Consider the following 16,299-nt stretch of genomic DNA (forward strand, 5'->3'; position numbering starts at 1 on the left):
GTCCGAAACAGCGCGACGAACTGGCCCTTGCGTGGGGGCCGTAGAGCAGCGCATGATGCTAAATCGATTGAGCAGAGGAGACCGAAGCATGCTGCGTCTGGCCGACCACTGGGTATGGGACAGCTGGTACGCGCGGGACGACGAAGGCCGGCACCACGCCTTCTTCCTCCGCGCCTCCCGCGCCCTGCACGATCCCGAACGCCGTCACCGACGGGCGTCGATCGGGCACGCCGTCTCCAGCAACCTGCACACCTGGGAACTCGACGCCGACGCCCTCGTGGCCGCCGACGCGCCGGCCTGGGACGACCTCGCCACCTGGACCGGCAGCGTGGTCCGCGGCCCGGACCGGCGGTGGTACCTCTTCTACACCGGTCTCACCCAGGCCTCCGACCGCCATGTGCAGCGCATAGGCGTGGCCGTGTCGGACGACCTGAGCGTCTGGCGACGGCACGGCGACAAACCCCTCGTGGAGCCCGATCCGGCTTGGTACGAGGACTGCGACGCCACCGCGTGGCCAGGTGAGGCTTGGCGCGACCCCTTCGTCTTCCCCGACCCGTCCGGCGACGGCTGGCACATGCTCATCACCGCCTACGCCAAGCAGCGCCCCGCCCACGGCGGTGGAGTGATCGGACATGCCTGGTCGCCGGACCTGCTCACCTGGCAGGTGCGGCCGCCGCTGACGACACCGGCCGGATTCGGGCACCTGGAGGTCCCGCAGGTGGCCGTCGTCGACGGCCAACCCCTCCTGCTGTTCTGCAGCAACTACGCCGAACGCCCCCTGACCCATCAGATCTGGGCGGTGCCCGGCCCGTCCCTCACCGGCCCATGGGACATGGCACAGGCGCGGCCCGTTCTGCTGGACAACCTCTACGCACCACGCCTGGTGCAGGACGCGACCGGGGGCTGGAACCTCATGGGCTTCGTCGAAGAGCGCGACGGGCTGTTCGCGGGTGAGCTGTCCGACCCGATCCCAGTTCGCTACACACCCGAGGGAGGCCTCGGCATCGTCGGACGAGTGGTGAGTTCCGAATCCTGAGCTCTTGCTAAATCCATTCACCCCTGTGCATCCTGCCTGCGGGGTGCTGACCCAGAACCCTTGAGAGGGACAATATGCACGCTGATCACGACGGTCTCGTCGCCCCGGGTTACGGCAAGGTCGCCGACGCCTTCACCGCGGAGCTGACCCGCAGCTCACGCGGCGGAGCGGCGCTGACGGTCATGGTCGACGGTGAGAAGGTGGTCGATCTGTGGGGCGGAGCGGCTGACGCCGACAACGGCCGCGCCTGGGGCCCGGACACCCCCACCGTGACGTTCTCCTGCAGCAAAGGGCTCCTCGCCCTCCTCGTCGCCCGGCTCGTGGCAGCCGGAAAGATCGACCTCGACCTGCCGGCCAGCACCTACTGGCCCGAGTTCGGCCAAGCCGGCAAGGAGACCATCCCCGTACGGTGGCTGCTCTCGCACCAGGCCGGCCTGTCCTACCCGACCGAGGACATCACGAGGGACGACGTCCTCGCCTGGCATCCCGTCGTGGACAAGCTCGCCGCCCAGGCGCCGCTGTGGGAGCCCGGCACCGGTCACGGCTACCACGCCCTCACCTACGGCTGGCTGGTCGGCGAAGTGGTCCGCCGTGTCACCGGACAGAGCGTGGGGGAGGCGTTCACAGAATTGGTCACCGGGCCGCTCGGCGCCCGGGCGTGGTTCGGCGTGCCGCAGGAGGAGCTTGCGTCGGTGGCGGTTCTCGCGATGGCCCCCGAGATCAACCTCGACTTGTTGCCGTTCACACCGGAGTTCGACCCCGTGAGAAGGGCCTTCACGCTCGGCGATGCTTTCCCCAGCACTGTTGCCGGGAACGGCACGGGCCTGAGCGATCCGGCCATCCAGGCCGCCGAAGTCCCCGGTGGCGGGGCAGTCGCGACCGCACGGGCACTCGCCGCGATCTGGTCCTCGGCGATCCTGCCCACGAGCGCGACCCGGCCTCTCCCCGAGGACGTGCTGACGGACATGGTGCGCGTCCAGTCCTCCGGGCCACAGATCCTGGGCCTCCAGGGCATCCCCCAGCCCAGCTGGGGAACGGGCTTCATGCTCGACAGCCCCGACCGCCCGTTCCTGACCTCGTCGTCCTTCGGCCATGACGGCACCGGCGGCCAGCTCGCCTTCGCCGACCCGACCCATGGAGTCGGTTTCGGCTTCGTCACCAACGACGTGCAGGGAGCAGCGGAAACCCGCACCCTGGACATCCTCGACGCGCTCCGCAATGCCCTCTGAGCCGGCTTCGCCACGATGAGGATCGACGGCCTGCGGGCAGCGACCGGAAGCCGGGATCCGCTGCCGACGGCCGATGATCGACGCGCAGCCGATTGAAAGCGGACTCCCTCGAGGCGCCGGCCATCGTCAAGCACAGCGCGCCGACGAATCACGTTCCGAACCCGTCCACCGAAAGAACCGGAAACCAGGCAATGACCACCGCGCTTCCGCCTCAAACCGCTTCAGCACCGCCGAGCCTGGCCGCTCGCGTCACCGACCGGGTCATGGCTCGCCTGCTGGCGTTGCCGGGCCCGCGATACGGCTACCGGGTCGAGCGGAACCTCCCGATGGCCACACGCGACGGCGCCAATCTGGTGACGGACCACTACGCCCCCCTCACCGACCGGCCGAACGGTACGGTCCTCGTGCGTACTCCGTACGAGCGCGGCTTTCCCGGCGACGTGGAGGCGAGGGTCTACGCGGGCCGCGGGTATCACGTCGTGGTCCAGAGCTGCCGCGGCACGTTCGGCTCCACGGGAGAGTTCTACCCGATGGCGAACGAGGCCGACGACGCCCAGGACGCGGTGGCCTGGCTGCGGACCCAGCCCTGGTTCGACGGGCGGCTGGCGACCTCCGGGGGTTCGTACGTGGGCTGGACCCAGTGGGCGCTGCTGATGGATCCGCCCCCTGAACTGCGTACGTGCTTGATCGCCGTCGCCCCGCACAACATGTACGAGGCGGTCCACGGAGGCGGAGCGTTCCACGTGGGCGACTTCCTGCACTGGGCAGCGATGTTGATCAACCAGGAGCGATTCACCGGACTGCGGGCCGCGGGCCGGGCGCTGACGATGAAGCGACGGCTGGCCCCGGTCTTCGCCGCCCTCCCGTTGGCCCACGCGGCCGACACGGCGACCGAGCACCGTGCGCCGTGGCTTCGGGAATGGCTGACGACTCCCGACTCCGACGACCCGGTATGGGATCGGCTCAGGCTCGACGAGGCTCTTCAGCGGGCGAACGTTCCGGTGCGGCTCACCGCAGGCTGGCAGGACCTCTTCCTCGACCAGACCCTGCACCAGTACCAGGCGCTGCGTACCCGCGGGGTCGACGTCTCGCTCACCGTCGGCCCCTGGACCCACAACGAACTGGCCCTGAAGGGCATGGGGCACCTGCTCCGCGGCAGTCTGGAATGGCTGGAGACACACCTCGCCGACGAAGCGCCGGCCCAGCCACGGTCCATACCCCCGGTCGAGGTGTACGTCACCGGACAGGGCGCCTGGCGACACCTGGCCGAGTGGCCACCGGCGGCGGGCGAGACCGTGCATTACCTGCAGCCGGGCGGACTTCTGGTCGACGAGCCCAGCGGTGGTGCGCCATCCACGTATGTCTACGATCCGGCGAACCCCACCCCGACCCTCGGCGGCCCCCTTCTCTCCCTCGACAGCGGAAGCAAGGACAACGCGAAGCTGGAGAGCCGCTCCGATGTACTCACCTTCACCACCGACCCGCTGACCGCCCCGCTGGAGATCATGGGCACACCCGTCGTCGACCTCGCCCACACCAGGAGCAACCCGCACGCCGACGTCTTCGTACGGCTCTGCGACGTCGACTCCAAGGGCGTGTCCCGCAACTTCACCGAAGGATTCCTTCGGCTGGACCCCACCTCGCCCATCGACCAGGCGCAGACCGTGCGCGTACGGCTGGACGCCTGCGCCCACCAGGTCAAGGCCGGCCACCGGATCCGTCTGCTGATCGCCGGCGGCTCCCACCCGCGGTACTCACGCAACGAGGGCACCGGTGAACTGCCCGGCACCGGAAGCGAGTTGCGGCCCTGCACGCACACCATCCACCACGACGTCGGCTCGGTGTCCCGCGTGATCCTGCCGACGCTTTCCGCAGGGCACGAATAGTCGTGCCAACTGGGAGCCGGGCAGCCAGGCCGTCGCGCCGTGCTCGCCAACACAGGGCGGATGCGGGTGGTTTCTCGCGCCTGCGCGGTCATGTGCGCTGCGTGTCGGCTGGTGGATGTTGCCCGCAACACCGGTACCACTCTTCGCCGTTCGCCTAGATGACGGCCGACGGCCACGTGCTGCCCGACGACCCGGTCGACGGCGGGCACCGCGTCGAGACGACGTCCCTCGGTGGTGTAACCGACTGTGACACGGAGCGGTCACCTGTCTGGGGAGGCGGTTCCAGCAGCAGCCGGAACCGCCTCCGTTTCACGAGCCGGTTGAGGCCGGGGCCTTGTCGAGGTGGGTTTGGAACCAGGACAGCGCGGCCCCGCTGGATTCCTCGAAGTGCACCTTGTACGCGTCGAAGTGCCCGCCGGGCAGCAGCACCAGTTCCTTCGGGGCCAGCGCGCGCTCGAAGGCGGCGAGCTGGATGTCGGCCGGGACCACCGTCTCGCCGGTCTCGACGATCATCATGAGCGGCTTGGGCGAGACCCGGGAGATCCATACGCCCGGCTCGTACAGCCGCGCGGCCCTGCTGGAGCGCAGCGTCACCGTGTTGTTCTCGCGGCCCGGGGGAACCAGGTCGTGGTAGAAGCGCACGGCGTCCGGGCTGTTGTACAGGGCCGGGTCGGTGGGATCGTCGCCGATGGAGGTCTGGTACGGCAGTTCACCGCCGGCGGCCAGGGCGCGTTCGGCGTCGGCCTGGGCGAGCTCGAAGGCGGCGATGCGCTCCGGCGGGACCTTGCGCTGCCACTGCTCGAATCCGCTGATGGTGGGCACCTGCGACACCACGGCCTTGATCCGCACGTCGGTTGCGCCGAGCACGATCGCATGGCCGCCCGAGAAGCTCGAACCCCACACTCCGATGCGGTCCGCGTCGACCTCCGGACGGGCCTCCAGGAAGCTGATCGCGCGGCGCCAGTCCGCGATCTGACGCCACGGGTCGACGTCGTTGCGGGGTTCGCCGTCGCTGGCGCCGAACGTGCGGTGGTCGTGGACGAGGACCACGAACCCGGCGTCGGCGAACTTGCGCGCGTACGGGTCGAGGCCCATCTCCCGGTTGGCGCCGAATCCGTGCGCCATCGTGATCGCGGGGCGCGGGCCCTCGGCGTCCGGCAGGTAGAGCCAGCCGCGCAGCGTCACGTCCCCGTCTGCCGTGAACTCCACGTCGATACGTTCTGTCATGGTCATTCGCCTTCCGTGAAGTTGAAGTACTCGGCGGGGATGAGGCCGGCCTCGACGAGGGGTCCGCCGACCTTCGCGTTGATCTGCAGCACGGCGCCGATGGGCCGGTGGTGAATGGCGATCTCCGTGATGAGCCCTTCGTCATCACGCGTGAGGATCGTGATCCCCTTCATCTGGAAGCCACCGAACGCGGCGGCCTCCCACTCCAGATACGTCCGCGGGCCGTCCTGCGCCTTCCGGACGAACTCGAGCCGTTCGTACACGGAACTCACCGCGGCCATCAGGGCCTCGACGTGCTCCTTGCGCTCGACCGGCTTGGCGAGCGCGCTCGCCTCCATCCGCACGTTCGGCGAGAGCGCCGCCGAGAAGGCATCCTCGGTGCGCTGCTCGAACGCGCTCGTCCAGGCCTCGGCCGGGCGGCCGTCGGCGGCGTTCGACGCGCTCTCCTCGACGACCGTGGTGATGACAGCGGCGACCGCCGCCGGGTTCTCGGCGTGCGCCCAGTGACCTGCGCCGACGATCGTCTGCGTGGCGGCGCCGGGGAAGCGGGGCGCGACATACGCGGAGACGATCTCTTCCGTGACGAAGGGGTCGTTCTCGCCGCGCAGGACGGTGACGCTCCCGTGGAACTTGCTGGGCTGCTGTCCGTCCGGGTGGCCGTTGTTCCATGCCGTCGCCGTGTCGGAGATCGTCGACGGGTCGACGTGCAGGGCGACTTGGGCGAGCCGGTCGTTCTCCTCGGCCGGGAAAGCGGTGGCGAGCGCACCGCGGAAGGCGCGCTGCGCGTCGAGTCCGAGATCTGGTGCCTGGAAGGGAGCGAGCTGCTCCGGCGGAAGGTGAGTACCGGCCAGCGGGATCGGGTTGACCAGGACGAGCGAACGCACCTGCTCGGGCAGGCGAGTGGCGACGAGCTCGGCGATCTGGCCTCCCATGCTGTGGCCCACCAGCACGACGGGGCCCTCCGTCGCGCGTACGAGGCTCTCGAGATCGTCGGCCCAGCGGGCGAGGGTGAACGGCCCTTGGTCCGAGGCACGCCCACCCATGCCGGCGAGCTCGAACGCGATCGACGGGATCGACTGCTCGTCGAGGACAGCGCGGACACTGCTCCAGATGGGGCCGTCGTCCAGATATCCGTGGACGAGCACCGCGGTCGGCGCCTGCGTCGCTGGGCTGTTCATCTCGTGTCTCCTTTGACGATCGCTCTCTTGCGGCGACGGAATCGGAGCCGGTGGCTCTCGGGATTCTCGGCCGACGCGAGCAGTATGACGTAAGCATGAGGGCTATGCTTATGTCAATGTCATCGCTCTGAGATCGAGGCGACGAGGGCCGGTCCCTCCCGGCGTCCGCCGCGTTCCGGCCGGAGCGGAAGTGACCACCCGAGAATCCGAGGAGTCCACCCATGACGTCGAACGCCTTGTCCTACGCCGTGCACATCGCGGGCGGCATGCCGACCACCAACGCCGACGTGCCGCCCGATCAGACCGAGCGTGCCTGGTCACCGACGTCGAGCATCCTCATCTCGAACGGGGGAGAGGCGCTCCTGGTGGATCCGCTCTTCACGACCGCGCAGTCCGAGGGCCTGCTCCGCTGGCTCGGTGAGCGCGACGCCCCGGTGACGAGCGTGTACGTCACACACGGCCACGGGGACCACTGGTTCGGCCTCGGAGCCGTTCTGGAGCAGTACCCGGGTGCGCGCGCCTTCGCGTTGCCCGAGGTCGTCGAGGACATGGCGTACCAGTCCTCGCCCGAGGTCCTCAAGGCGGTCTGGCGCGCATGGTTCCCCGGGCAGATCCCTGAGCGACTCGTGCTCGCCGAACCGCTGGAGGGTGACGTCCTGACCGTGGGCGGGGCGGAGATTCGCCCGGTCCGCCTGGGGCACACCGACAGCGACAACACCACCTGCCTGCACGTGCCCGACCTGGGGCTGGTCGTCGCGGGCGACGTGATCTACAACAACGTGCACCTCATGCTCGCCGCCTCGGACGCGGAGGGACGGGACGAGTGGCTGAGGGCCCTCGACACGGTCGAGGCGCTGGCGCCGACCGCGATAGTCGCGGGCCACAAGGATCCGGCCGCCGATGACGATCCCCGTCACATCGAGGAGACCCGCCGCTACATCCTCGATTTCAACACCGGGGTGCGCCGCACCGGCAGCACCCTCGAACTCTACGAGTACATGCTGGAGCGCCACCCGTCGCGCATCAATCCCGGTGCGCTGTGGGGCTCCTGCCGGGCAGCCAAAGGCTGAGTAGTCCGAGCGGCGGTCGGGAGGCCTGCGGCGCGCTACGCGCTCGCGGCCGCCCGGCGGGCCCGCGAGGCCCGAAGGTTCACGGCGTTACCGCAAATGCGTACGTCGTGCCAGACGCCGTTGTTGGGGTTCGTGCCGTCGTAGAACGCAACCGAGCAGACCCGGTTACGGCACATCTTCAAACGACGCCACGTACCCGTCAGCTGAGCGTTCGTGATCTCGTTGAGCACGGCCGCGGCGACCCACCCGACGTCCTTGCCGCGCGGCGCCACCGAGAAGACGCCGTCGGCGTCGATCCGCACCTCAAGCGCGCCGCTCACCCCCTTCGGCGCGGACCGGACCGGAGCGTCACGCACCGCACCCGACAGCGTCATCTGCAGTGACGCGCGTAGCTGCTGAAGCCGCATCAGCCCCGGCTCGTCGACCTCGACCGCCGGCGCCGCCTCCGCCCCGGTACGTCGACTCCATTCGTTCAGTGCGCCGGAGAGCCACGACGTCGCGGAATCGGGCGTCGAGAGCAGGTCCTCGAGCGCGGGTTTGCCGGCGGCGCGGGTGTTCAAGACCTCCTGGACGAGGACGAGCGGTCCGGTGGCGATGCGGTCGGTGTAGCGCTCGCTCGCGAGTTCAGACATAGGCATAGCTTATTAGCTCCAGTCTTCATTGGCGAGGAGAGCGGGGTCGCCACCGAAAAGACCCTAACGGTGACGCCGCCCGTTCGTCGCACCGGAGATTGCGCGGTACCACGTGGTCACCGTAAGGCCGGTGCGCTGCACTCCACGCTCATCGCGCCTGACCGAGGCGACCATGATGTGATATGACGTAAGCATAGTAGCTATGCCTGCGTCGAATGGTGCCGATCGTCGTGCACCCGTCACCACGGGGGCCGGTCATGTGAAATCGCTGGAGAGGTCGCGCGATGCCTGAACGCGTGGAGGAACAATGATCGACAAGACCGTCGAGGACACCGCGACTGCCGTCTCGGGCATCCGTGACGGCCACCGTGATGATTGGTGGATTCGGGCCGTGCGGGCCAGCCGGTGGAGCTGATTGACGCGCTCATCTCCCATGGCGCACGTGATCTGACCGTCGTCAACAACAACGCGGGCAACGGCGACGCGGGTCTTGCCGCGCTTCTCGCGGCGCGACGGGTACGGAAGATCATCTGCTCGTTCCCGAGGCAGAGCGACTCGTGGGTGTTCGACGGCCTCTAGCTCGCGGGAGACATTGAACTGGAGCTCGTGCCGCAGGCCAGGAGGTCCCGACAACAGGATGCGACGCAAGGGGGAGGTCCCCACAGCGGACAGCTGCTGGCAGACCGTGAGCGCCTGTGTGCCGCGAGCGCCGGGTGACGCTGCTGGAATCGAGCGCAGTTCTTCGCCGACCGCCCAAGGCGACCGCCCGGTGGCGCGTGAACCTGCGGGCCGTGTCTTCGCGGCGTCGAAGTGGGCCGACCGCATCGGATGTCTGTGCAGCGAGCCCGGCCGTGTCCTTCTCAGGTGCGGCGCGGACGAGGCAGCAGGGCGAACGCGCTCTCCGCGATTGAGGTCAGGCGGTCGGGGCTGTGGCCGTTGGCGCCTACGACATCGCTGCCGCGGATGACGGTCAGCAGCAGGTACGCGAGGTCGTCGGGGTCCGGGTCGGGGTCGATGTCGCCGTTGCGCTGTGCCGCTCGCACGCACTCGGCCACCGCCGCCCGGACCACGGAGAAGCACTCGCTGGCCAGGCGTTTCACCTCGGGGTCGGAGGCGCCGATCTCCAGGGCCATCTTGGCGGCGAAGCAGGCCGCCCCCGCCCGGTCGGGGGCGGGGGCTACGTCGGGGGCGAGTGGCACCCCGTGGACGGCGCGGAGCAAGTACTGGTGCAGTCGTTCCAGGGCGCCCTCGTCCGGTCCGGCGAGCGCCTTCGGCGCAAACTGCCCCAGCCGGGTGAAGTAGCCGGTCATCGCCTCCAGCAGCACGCCGTGCTTGCCGTCGAACGCGCCGTAGAGGCTGCCGCGGCCCAGGCCGGTGGCGGCGCTGATGTCGTCGACGCTCGTGCCGTTGTAGCCCGAGGTCCGGAACTGCCGCTCGGCGGCATGCAGGACGTGGTCGCGGTCGAAGCTGCGTGGTCTGGCCATGCGCCGAAGGTAAAGCCGACGCAGCGTATTTGACAACCCAGTACAGAACTATCTAGGTTTCGGACTGTTCAGTAAACAACCCTGCTGAGCTCACCAGACTGGCTTGGTCCGGGCACGCGGGACCGTGACGCCGCGAAGGCGGTTTGGAGGTTGCAGCAGGAGCGTCCCGCTGAGGCAACGCCCCGCTCCTCGACGTCCTCGCCCGCCTCGACGACTCCACATCCTCGGCTTCCTGAACGGCCGCCCCCACCCCCCCACCAGATGGAGAACGCGACAATGTCGGAGCGCAATCCCGTGGACAAGAACACGACATCGCGACAGCGGGCCCTGGTGGTCGGCCTCGGGATCAGCGGAACCGCCTCCGCGCTGCGACTGCATCGCGCGGGCTGGGACGTGGTGGTGCTGGAGAAGGCCCCCGAGCGGCGCCGCGGCGGATACTTCATCGCCGTGTTCGGGACCGGGCTCGCCGCCGCCGAACGGCTGGGCTTCGCCGATGCGGTGCCGGATCGCCTCGCTCCGGATGGCGTGAACTACGACGTCGCCCGCACGGGCCGGCGCCGCCTCGGTGTGAGCTACGCCGATGTGTTCCCCGGGTCTCGACTGGTGGTGCGGGGCGACGTCGAAGAAGCGGCCTTCACCGCCCTGCCCGACGAGGTCGAGATCCGGCACTCGAACGTGCCGGTCGCGGTGGACCAGTACCCCGACGGGGTGGACGTCGAGATCCGCGACCTGACGACGCAGACGACGACCGTCGAACGGTTCGACCTGGTGGTCGGGGCAGACGGACTGCGCTCGACGGTGCGCCGGCTTGCGTTCGAGCCCGAGCAGAGCCCGATCCGTCGGCTGAACTACATGATGGCCGTGTACAGCCTGCCCGAGCCGATACCCGGCTACCGCCCACATGACGGGCTGACCATGGCCGAGGCGGGACGATCGGTGTGGGTGTTCCCGTTCGCCAACCGTCCGCCGTCGGTGCTGTTCTCCTACCGCACCGACGACGTGGACGCCGAGTTCACCCGGCCGGCCATCGACTCGCTGCGCGCCGCCTACGGCCCCGAGCCCACCGGTTCCACGCTCGGTTGGCTGCTCGACCAGTTCGAGAAGGCCCCGGACCACCTGTTCGACTCCGCCGAGCAGGTGCACCTCGACCACTGGCACCGCGGCCGGGTCGTGCTCGTCGGCGACGCCGCGTGGTGCCTGACCGTTTACTCCGCCATGGGGGCATCCACCGGCCTGGCCGGGGCGGACCTGCTCGGCACCATGCTGGAACGCCACCCCCACGACGTGCCACGAGCGCTGCAGGACTGGGAGGACCACCTGCGCCCGTTCATCGCCCACCACCTCGGCAACGCTGTGAGCATGCGCGCTTTCCTCACCCCGGGCAACCGCGCCGAGTTGCTGCTTCGGTCCGTGATGATCCGCGTCGCCCGGATGCCGATCGCCGGCCGGCTGCTCGCCAAGGTGATGGCCAACAGGGCGCGGATGAAAAGTCTGGATATCGCCGCCGCTGCAGCGTGAGTGGAGTTTCTCGAACACGAGCGGGAGAACGAGGTCGTCCGGGCCCGCAACTCGCCGCTTATTTGCTACTTGGTCCGGGCTTGCCGGGCCGCGACGCCGCGAAGGCGGCTTGGGGGTTGAACTCATGACACAGATGACCCAGCGACCGCCCTTTGGCGAGGACTCCCCGGCCAGAGGGTCCCAGGCGAGCGACCGCGTCCGGCATCGGACGGTTCAGGCAGGCGGACTGGAGGTTCCGATCCTTGAGGCCGGCAGCGGGCCGCTCGTGGTGTGCCTCCACGGGTTTCCCGATCATGCCGCCAGCTGGGCAGCGGTCCTCGACCGCCTTGCGCAGGAAGGGTACTGGGCGGTCGCGCCCGCACAGCGCGGATACTGGCCCGGCGGCGCGGCCCCCGACGGCTCCTACCGCGTTGCCTCGACCGGCCAGGACGTCCTGACCCTGATCGAAGCGCTCGGGCGCGAGCAGGCGGATCTCATCGGCCACGACTTCGGAGCCGCGGCGGCGTACGGGGCTGCGAGCCTCGACGCGAGGCGTGTCCGCAAGCTTGTCACCGTGGCGGCTCCCCATGGCCGTCAACTGCTGAACGCGTTGGTCACCGACGGTGACCAGCAGAGACGCAGCTGGTACATGTTCTTCTTCCAGACAGCCCTGGCGGAGGCGGCCGTCGCACACGACGACTTCGCCTTCATCGACCGGCTCTGGCGGGAATGGTCACCCGGCTACGAGCTGCCGGACGCGGAGCGTGCCGCGCTCAAGGAAACCCTGGGTGCTCCAGGGGTCCTGACCGAGGTCCTGGGCTACTACCGCCAGTTGTTCACGCCCCCCGCGGACGAGGCGACCCAATCCCTGCAAGCCCGGGCCTTCGGCGCCCTCACCGTCCCGTCGCTCTACCTCCACGGTGCCGACGACAACTGCTTTTCCGTGGAGTTGAGCGACGGCATGGACGACCTGTTCACGAACGGCCTCGAACGCATCGTCATACCCGGCGTGGGGCACTTCCCGCACGTCGAACAGCCCACGACGGTCGCCGACCACATCCTCGGCTTCCTGAACAGCTGACCCTCCTCCGCCCGCCCAGGTCGGGGCCTCCGCAGCGGGCGGCGCACTGGCCGGCGCCGACATCAACAAGACGCTGGCCATCGCGGACACCGACGCGGCCCTCCAGAAGACCGCCGAGGCAAGCCCCAAAGCGGCCACACGATGATCTCGAAGCCCTGAGATCCCAGCCCGCCACCCACTCGCCTCACCTTCACCGGCGAGGAAACCCCTCAGATTCCAGACGGCTTTCAGTCATGCCCAGCGAGCAGGCAGCAGGAGCGTCGCGCCGAGGTCAATGCCACACTCCTCGACTTCCTCGCCGTCTGGGACGACTTCACATCTTCGGCTTCCTGAACGGCCGACCCACCCCCACCAGATGGAGGACACAACAATGTCGGAGCGCAATCCCATTCTGATCACCGGTGCCGGCGGTCATGTCGGTGGCGTGAGCAGGGTGATGATCGACATGCTGCTCGAACAGGGCCACCCGGTGCGCGCGTTCGTGCGACGGGACGACGAACGCGCGCAGACGCTGCGCGAGGCCGGGGCCGAGGTCTTCGTCGGCGACCTGTTCAAGCTCGCGGACGTGGCCGCCGCACTGAAGGGTGTCAAGCGCATCTACTTCAGCATGACCCCGCAGCCGTACTACGTCGATGCCCTCACCTTGATGGCCACGGCGGCGCGAGCCCAGGGCGACATCGAGGCCTTCGTGCACATGTCCAACCAAGAGCAGTCGTACATGACGTTCGAGAAGATGACCGCACCGGATGAGGAGCGGCGTTCATGGCTCGGCGGCCTGGTCACGGACTTTTCACCGCAGCAGCGGGCGCACTGGGTCTGCGAGCGGGTGCTGGAGTGGTCCGGCCTCCCGACCGTCAACGTGCGTGCGACCCTGTTCGCCGAGAACCCCCATCTGACCTGGATGCTGGCGGGCCCGCTGAGCAACGGTGAACTGCGCCTGCCCTTCGGCAACCAGCGGCTTGCGCCCATCGCCGTGCACGACGTGGCAGAGGTGTGCGTGAAGGTGCTGGTCGACCCCGCACCGCACATCTCGAAGTCCTACACGCTCACCGGCCCGGAGCTGAAGGACATGTACGGGTTCGCTGAGGACTACGCAGCCGTGCTGGAACGCGAGGTCGTCTACATCCCTGAGGAATTGGAGGCCTGGCAAGATACCTTCCTCGACGAGACCGCCCTGCAGAAGGACCTGGGCGATCCGGGTACGGCCCGGCACGTGGCGGCGCACCTGAGGATCCAGACCAGTCTGATCGCCACCGGGCGGTACGACGAAGTCTCCGACCAACTGGAAACCCTGCTCGGGCGCCCGCCGCGGACCCTGCGGTGGGTGCTGCAGAACAACACTCGCCTGCGCGAACTGGTGGGTGCCCCGAACAACTGAGCGCTCCGGAACAGAACATGACGCCACACCGGAGTCCTCAGCCTGAGGGGTGGCTCTCAGACGTCGGGGCGGGCGAACACGGGGCGCTGTTGACGAGCGGCGAACCAGGTGGCAAGTAACCACTGAGTGACTTTCGGAGCCGGATCTTCCTCGTGGGATTCGTCGTGGCCCTCGTCCTCGCGGGGATCGGGTGTTCGGCCGAACGGGCCGATCTGTGCAGGGCGTTCGGCTCAAAGTGCCCCGGGGCCCTTCGCACGGTGTGACGCCCAGGGGATCACGCGTGATCCCCTGGGCGTCGGGCATGCGCGAGCAGCGCGGCCGCGACGTCGTTCGCCTGGTCCTCGGTCTGTTCAACGACCGTGCCCACCGCGTCGGTGGTGCCGCTTCCGGGCCCGGTGAGGTCCACCCGGGTTTGCCGGCGCGGGGCGACGGTGACCAGTCGGCCGGGGTGACCACGCGGTACTCGTCGTCGGCGACCGGCGCGGACGCCAGGTCGCGCCACTGCTCGTGCGGATCGGGATCGTCGCCGTCGTACTCGACGATCAGGCGGAGGCCCGCCGTGAACTCGCCGAGCTGACCGGCCGTTCGACGAGGCTGGTGACGATCGCCGCGTTCTCCTCGGGCATCGGCTCGTCCCGGCCCTCGCCGCCCTCGCCCGCATACACCGGAAAGCTCGTCGACTGGGCGAAACAGCGCTTCAACCTGACCGTCAAGCCGGTCAGCCGACACCTCTGGCTTGGTCATGCTGTCCCGCTGCCGGGGCGTCTGGGCATGAGGGTGATGACGGCCCAGGTGTTCAGGGTCTCGCGTCTCGCACGGAAGGGGGCCACCCCCCCCAGCCGGCCAAGGAAACCCGTATCGGCCACGAGTGCCTGACAGGCGTGGTCACCGTTCCCCGGTCAAGCGGATTCCCGCAGCCCGTGCTCCATCTGCTCTCTAGGCGGAGGCGGCAGCCACGAAGAACGGAATGGCGATGAGGAAGCGGCCGGCCTCGGCGCGTCGGCGCTGTTCGGCGACCCACTCATCGGCCTGGCCACGGCCGACCGCACCGCTCGTGCGGGCCCCCTCGGAGAGCATGGTGGCCAACGACAGCATCGCGGGATCGGTGAACACGCTCGTGTGCACCTCGACGGTGACGTCGTTGAAGCCGCCGTCCAGGAGCAGGTTGCGGTACTGGCGGCCGGCGCGGGGCGTGCCCAGGAGGTCGGCACGGGCGTGCACGATCGTGCGGGTCAGCGCCGCATCGTCAGAGTCGACCATGATGGCGTCCCAGTCCTGCCCGACCAGGACGATCCTGCCGCCCGGGCAGAGGACGCGCCGCGCTTCCGCCACCGCGCGCCACGGCTCCTGAAGAAATTGGAAGACCTTGTCGGCACGATAGCCGCGCACACTTCCGTCGGCGAACGGCAGATCCTCCGCCCCCGCCTCCCGGAACTCGGCCCCCGGCCACCGCTCCCGGGCCGCGGCCAGAATCCACGGATCGGGATCCACGCCCACCGCGTGGACGCCACGCTCGGCCAGCTCGGCGACGGCCCTCCCGGCACCGCAGCCGATGTCCACGACGGACGAGCCCGGGACAAGAGACAACAGTTCATAGGAGCGGGCCCGCAGCAGGCTTGCGCTCGCCATCTGGTCCATCGCGTCGAGGAGGGCCAGCATGGCCTCGGTGTCTCGGTGCTTTTCCACAGCTTCCTGGTTCTTGGACATGGACGCCAGGCTCCGACTTGATGTCAACATGAAGTCGAGCGGAGACAACGGCGCGAGCGCGATGAGCATCGGCGCTCTTGCGGCACGGTTGGGTCTCGCACTCACGTCCTGCGGTATTGGGAGTTGATGGGCCTGCTGCACCCCGTACGGGACGCAGGCTGACGCCGTCGCTACGGCGCGGACGGCGCCGTGCCCTTGTCAGTGGTGGTGCGGGCGAGGCAGCAGGGCGAACGCGCTCTCCGCTATCGAGGTCAGGCGCTCGGGGCTGTGGCCGTACGCTCCCACGACATCGCTGCCGCGGATGACGGTCAGCAGCAGGTACGCGAGGTCGTCGGGATCCGCGTCGGGGTCGATGTCGCCGTTGCGCTGCGCCGCTCGCACGCACTCGGCCACCGCCGCCCGGACCACGGAGAAGCACTCGCTGGCCAGGCGTTTCACCTCGGGGTCGGAGGCGCCGATCTCCAGGGCCATCTTGGCGGCGAAGCAGGCCGCCCCCGCACGGTCGGAGGCGGGGGCTACGTCGGGGGCGAGTGGCACCCCGTGGACGGCGCGGAGCAGGTATGCGTGCAGTCGTTCCAGGGCGCCCTCGTCCGGTCCGTCGAGCATCTTCCGCGGACCCTGCGCCAGCCGACCGAAGTAGCCGGACATCGCTTCCAGCAGCACGCCGTGCTTGCCGTCGAACGCGCCGTAGAGGCTGCCGCGGCCCAGGCCGGTGGCGGCGCTGATGTCGTCGACGCTCGTGCCGTTGTAGCCCGAGGTCCGGAACTGCCGCTCGGCGGCATGCAGGACGTGGTCGCGGTCAAAGCTTCGTGGTCTGGCCATACAAAGACGGTAAAGCCGACCCACCCTTCTTGACAAGTCAGTACAGAACTGCGTAGGTTCCGGACTGTTCAG

Annotated in this window: 14 protein-coding genes and 1 pseudogene; 8 read left to right on the plus strand and 7 right to left on the minus strand. The window is 69.0% G+C overall.

Translation table 11 applies throughout. The features are described from left to right. The first annotated feature begins 88 nt into the window (after nt 1-88). The 3 genes from ACFYRX_RS26065 (at nt 89) to ACFYRX_RS26075 (ending at nt 4,151) form a co-directional block, all read left to right on the plus strand. On the plus strand, nt 89-1,036 hold the full coding sequence (locus ACFYRX_RS26065; RefSeq protein WP_389104172.1) for a glycosyl hydrolase family 32: 948 nt from the start codon (nt 89-91) through the stop codon (nt 1,034-1,036). A gap of 74 nt (nt 1,037-1,110) precedes the next feature. Beyond that, nucleotides 1,111-2,265, plus strand: coding sequence for a serine hydrolase domain-containing protein (locus tag ACFYRX_RS26070; RefSeq protein WP_389104175.1), 1,155 nt, complete (start codon nt 1,111-1,113; stop codon nt 2,263-2,265). Between the two features lie 263 nt (nt 2,266-2,528). Then, entirely contained in the window at nt 2,529-4,151 is a 1,623-nt protein-coding gene (locus tag ACFYRX_RS26075) for a CocE/NonD family hydrolase (RefSeq protein ID WP_389104178.1), read from the plus strand. Nucleotides 4,152-4,460: 309 nt separating this feature from the next. Here the strand turns inward: ACFYRX_RS26075 and ACFYRX_RS26080 are convergent, their stop codons facing one another. Together ACFYRX_RS26080 and ACFYRX_RS26085 are read right to left on the minus strand one after the other, a co-directional pair. Then, nucleotides 4,461-5,378 carry an alpha/beta hydrolase gene (locus ACFYRX_RS26080; RefSeq protein ID WP_389104180.1) on the minus strand — a complete coding sequence of 306 codons (918 nt, stop codon included), beginning with the start codon at nt 5,376-5,378 and terminating at the stop codon, nt 4,461-4,463. Between the two features lie 2 nt (nt 5,379-5,380). Then, nucleotides 5,381-6,556 (minus strand): alpha/beta fold hydrolase, encoded by a 1,176-nt coding sequence (locus tag ACFYRX_RS26085; protein ID WP_389104183.1) that lies wholly within the window; start codon nt 6,554-6,556, stop codon nt 5,381-5,383. Nucleotides 6,557-6,777: 221 nt separating this feature from the next. On the opposite strand from ACFYRX_RS26085, the gene ACFYRX_RS26090 reads away from it, so the two are divergent. Then, nucleotides 6,778-7,626: an MBL fold metallo-hydrolase gene (locus ACFYRX_RS26090; RefSeq protein ID WP_389104187.1), complete on the plus strand. Its 849-nt coding sequence runs from the start codon at nt 6,778-6,780 to the stop codon at nt 7,624-7,626. A gap of 35 nt (nt 7,627-7,661) precedes the next feature. Here the strand turns inward: ACFYRX_RS26090 and ACFYRX_RS26095 are convergent, their stop codons facing one another. Further along, entirely contained in the window at nt 7,662-8,258 is a 597-nt protein-coding gene (locus ACFYRX_RS26095; protein ID WP_389104190.1) for a CGNR zinc finger domain-containing protein, read from the minus strand. A 307-nt stretch (nt 8,259-8,565) separates the two neighbouring features. Between ACFYRX_RS26095 and ACFYRX_RS26100 the strand changes: the two are divergent. Then, nucleotides 8,566-8,912, plus strand: a pseudogene (locus tag ACFYRX_RS26100) (3-oxoacid CoA-transferase subunit A); the annotation flags it as partial. A gap of 206 nt (nt 8,913-9,118) precedes the next feature. Here the strand turns inward: ACFYRX_RS26100 and ACFYRX_RS26105 are convergent. Beyond that, nucleotides 9,119-9,742, minus strand: coding sequence for a TetR/AcrR family transcriptional regulator (locus tag ACFYRX_RS26105; protein WP_389104193.1), 624 nt, complete (start codon nt 9,740-9,742; stop codon nt 9,119-9,121). A 276-nt stretch (nt 9,743-10,018) separates the two neighbouring features. Here ACFYRX_RS26105 and ACFYRX_RS26110 point away from each other — a divergent pair, with 276 nt between their 5' ends. The 3 genes from ACFYRX_RS26110 (at nt 10,019) to ACFYRX_RS26120 (ending at nt 13,698) form a co-directional block, all read left to right on the plus strand. After that, nucleotides 10,019-11,260 carry an FAD-dependent monooxygenase gene (locus ACFYRX_RS26110; protein WP_389104196.1) on the plus strand — a complete coding sequence of 414 codons (1,242 nt, stop codon included), beginning with the start codon at nt 10,019-10,021 and terminating at the stop codon, nt 11,258-11,260. 124 nt (nt 11,261-11,384) lie between these two features. Continuing rightward, nucleotides 11,385-12,320 carry an alpha/beta fold hydrolase gene (locus ACFYRX_RS26115; protein ID WP_389104199.1) on the plus strand — a complete coding sequence of 312 codons (936 nt, stop codon included), beginning with the start codon at nt 11,385-11,387 and terminating at the stop codon, nt 12,318-12,320. 370 nt (nt 12,321-12,690) lie between these two features. Then, a complete protein-coding gene (locus ACFYRX_RS26120) occupies nt 12,691-13,698 on the plus strand; it encodes an NAD(P)H-binding protein (protein WP_389104202.1) in 1,008 nt (335 codons plus the stop codon). Between the two features lie 542 nt (nt 13,699-14,240). Here ACFYRX_RS26120 and ACFYRX_RS26125 read toward each other — a convergent pair. The 3 genes from ACFYRX_RS26125 to ACFYRX_RS26135 all read right to left on the minus strand — a co-directional run bounded on the left by ACFYRX_RS26125 (nt 14,241) and on the right by ACFYRX_RS26135 (nt 16,227). Further along, nucleotides 14,241-14,411: a hypothetical protein gene (locus tag ACFYRX_RS26125; RefSeq protein WP_389104205.1), complete on the minus strand. Its 171-nt coding sequence runs from the start codon at nt 14,409-14,411 to the stop codon at nt 14,241-14,243. A 223-nt stretch (nt 14,412-14,634) separates the two neighbouring features. Continuing rightward, complete coding sequence (locus ACFYRX_RS26130) at nt 14,635-15,405, minus strand: methyltransferase domain-containing protein (protein WP_389104208.1); 771 nt, start codon at nt 15,403-15,405, stop codon at nt 14,635-14,637. 198 nt (nt 15,406-15,603) lie between these two features. Next, nucleotides 15,604-16,227 (minus strand): TetR/AcrR family transcriptional regulator, encoded by a 624-nt coding sequence (locus ACFYRX_RS26135; protein ID WP_389104211.1) that lies wholly within the window; start codon nt 16,225-16,227, stop codon nt 15,604-15,606. Nucleotides 16,228-16,299: the final 72 nt, after the last annotated feature.

The sequence above is a fragment of the Streptomyces sp. NPDC005374 genome, from assembly GCF_042872225.1.
GTDB lineage: Bacteria > Actinomycetota > Actinomycetes > Streptomycetales > Streptomycetaceae > Streptomyces.

Excerpts from the sequence above, each read along its gene's own strand:
- ACFYRX_RS26065 (WP_389104172.1), top strand. The coding sequence starts at position 89 with ATGCTGCGTCTGGCCGACCACTGGGTATGGGACAGCTGGTACGCGCGG.
- ACFYRX_RS26070 (WP_389104175.1), top strand. The coding sequence starts at position 1,111 with ATGCACGCTGATCACGACGGTCTCGTCGCCCCGGGTTACGGCAAGGTC.
- ACFYRX_RS26075 (WP_389104178.1), top strand. The coding sequence starts at position 2,529 with ATGGCTCGCCTGCTGGCGTTGCCGGGCCCGCGATACGGCTACCGGGTC.
- ACFYRX_RS26080 (WP_389104180.1), bottom strand. The coding sequence starts at position 5,378 with ATGACAGAACGTATCGACGTGGAGTTCACGGCAGACGGGGACGTGACG.
- ACFYRX_RS26085 (WP_389104183.1), bottom strand. The coding sequence starts at position 6,556 with ATGAACAGCCCAGCGACGCAGGCGCCGACCGCGGTGCTCGTCCACGGA.
- ACFYRX_RS26090 (WP_389104187.1), top strand. The coding sequence starts at position 6,778 with ATGACGTCGAACGCCTTGTCCTACGCCGTGCACATCGCGGGCGGCATG.
- ACFYRX_RS26095 (WP_389104190.1), bottom strand. The coding sequence starts at position 8,258 with ATGTCTGAACTCGCGAGCGAGCGCTACACCGACCGCATCGCCACCGGA.
- ACFYRX_RS26105 (WP_389104193.1), bottom strand. The coding sequence starts at position 9,742 with ATGGCCAGACCACGCAGCTTCGACCGCGACCACGTCCTGCATGCCGCC.
- ACFYRX_RS26110 (WP_389104196.1), top strand. The coding sequence starts at position 10,019 with ATGTCGGAGCGCAATCCCGTGGACAAGAACACGACATCGCGACAGCGG.
- ACFYRX_RS26115 (WP_389104199.1), top strand. The coding sequence starts at position 11,385 with ATGACACAGATGACCCAGCGACCGCCCTTTGGCGAGGACTCCCCGGCC.
- ACFYRX_RS26120 (WP_389104202.1), top strand. The coding sequence starts at position 12,691 with ATGTCGGAGCGCAATCCCATTCTGATCACCGGTGCCGGCGGTCATGTC.
- ACFYRX_RS26130 (WP_389104208.1), bottom strand. The coding sequence starts at position 15,405 with ATGTCCAAGAACCAGGAAGCTGTGGAAAAGCACCGAGACACCGAGGCC.
- ACFYRX_RS26135 (WP_389104211.1), bottom strand. The coding sequence starts at position 16,227 with ATGGCCAGACCACGAAGCTTTGACCGCGACCACGTCCTGCATGCCGCC.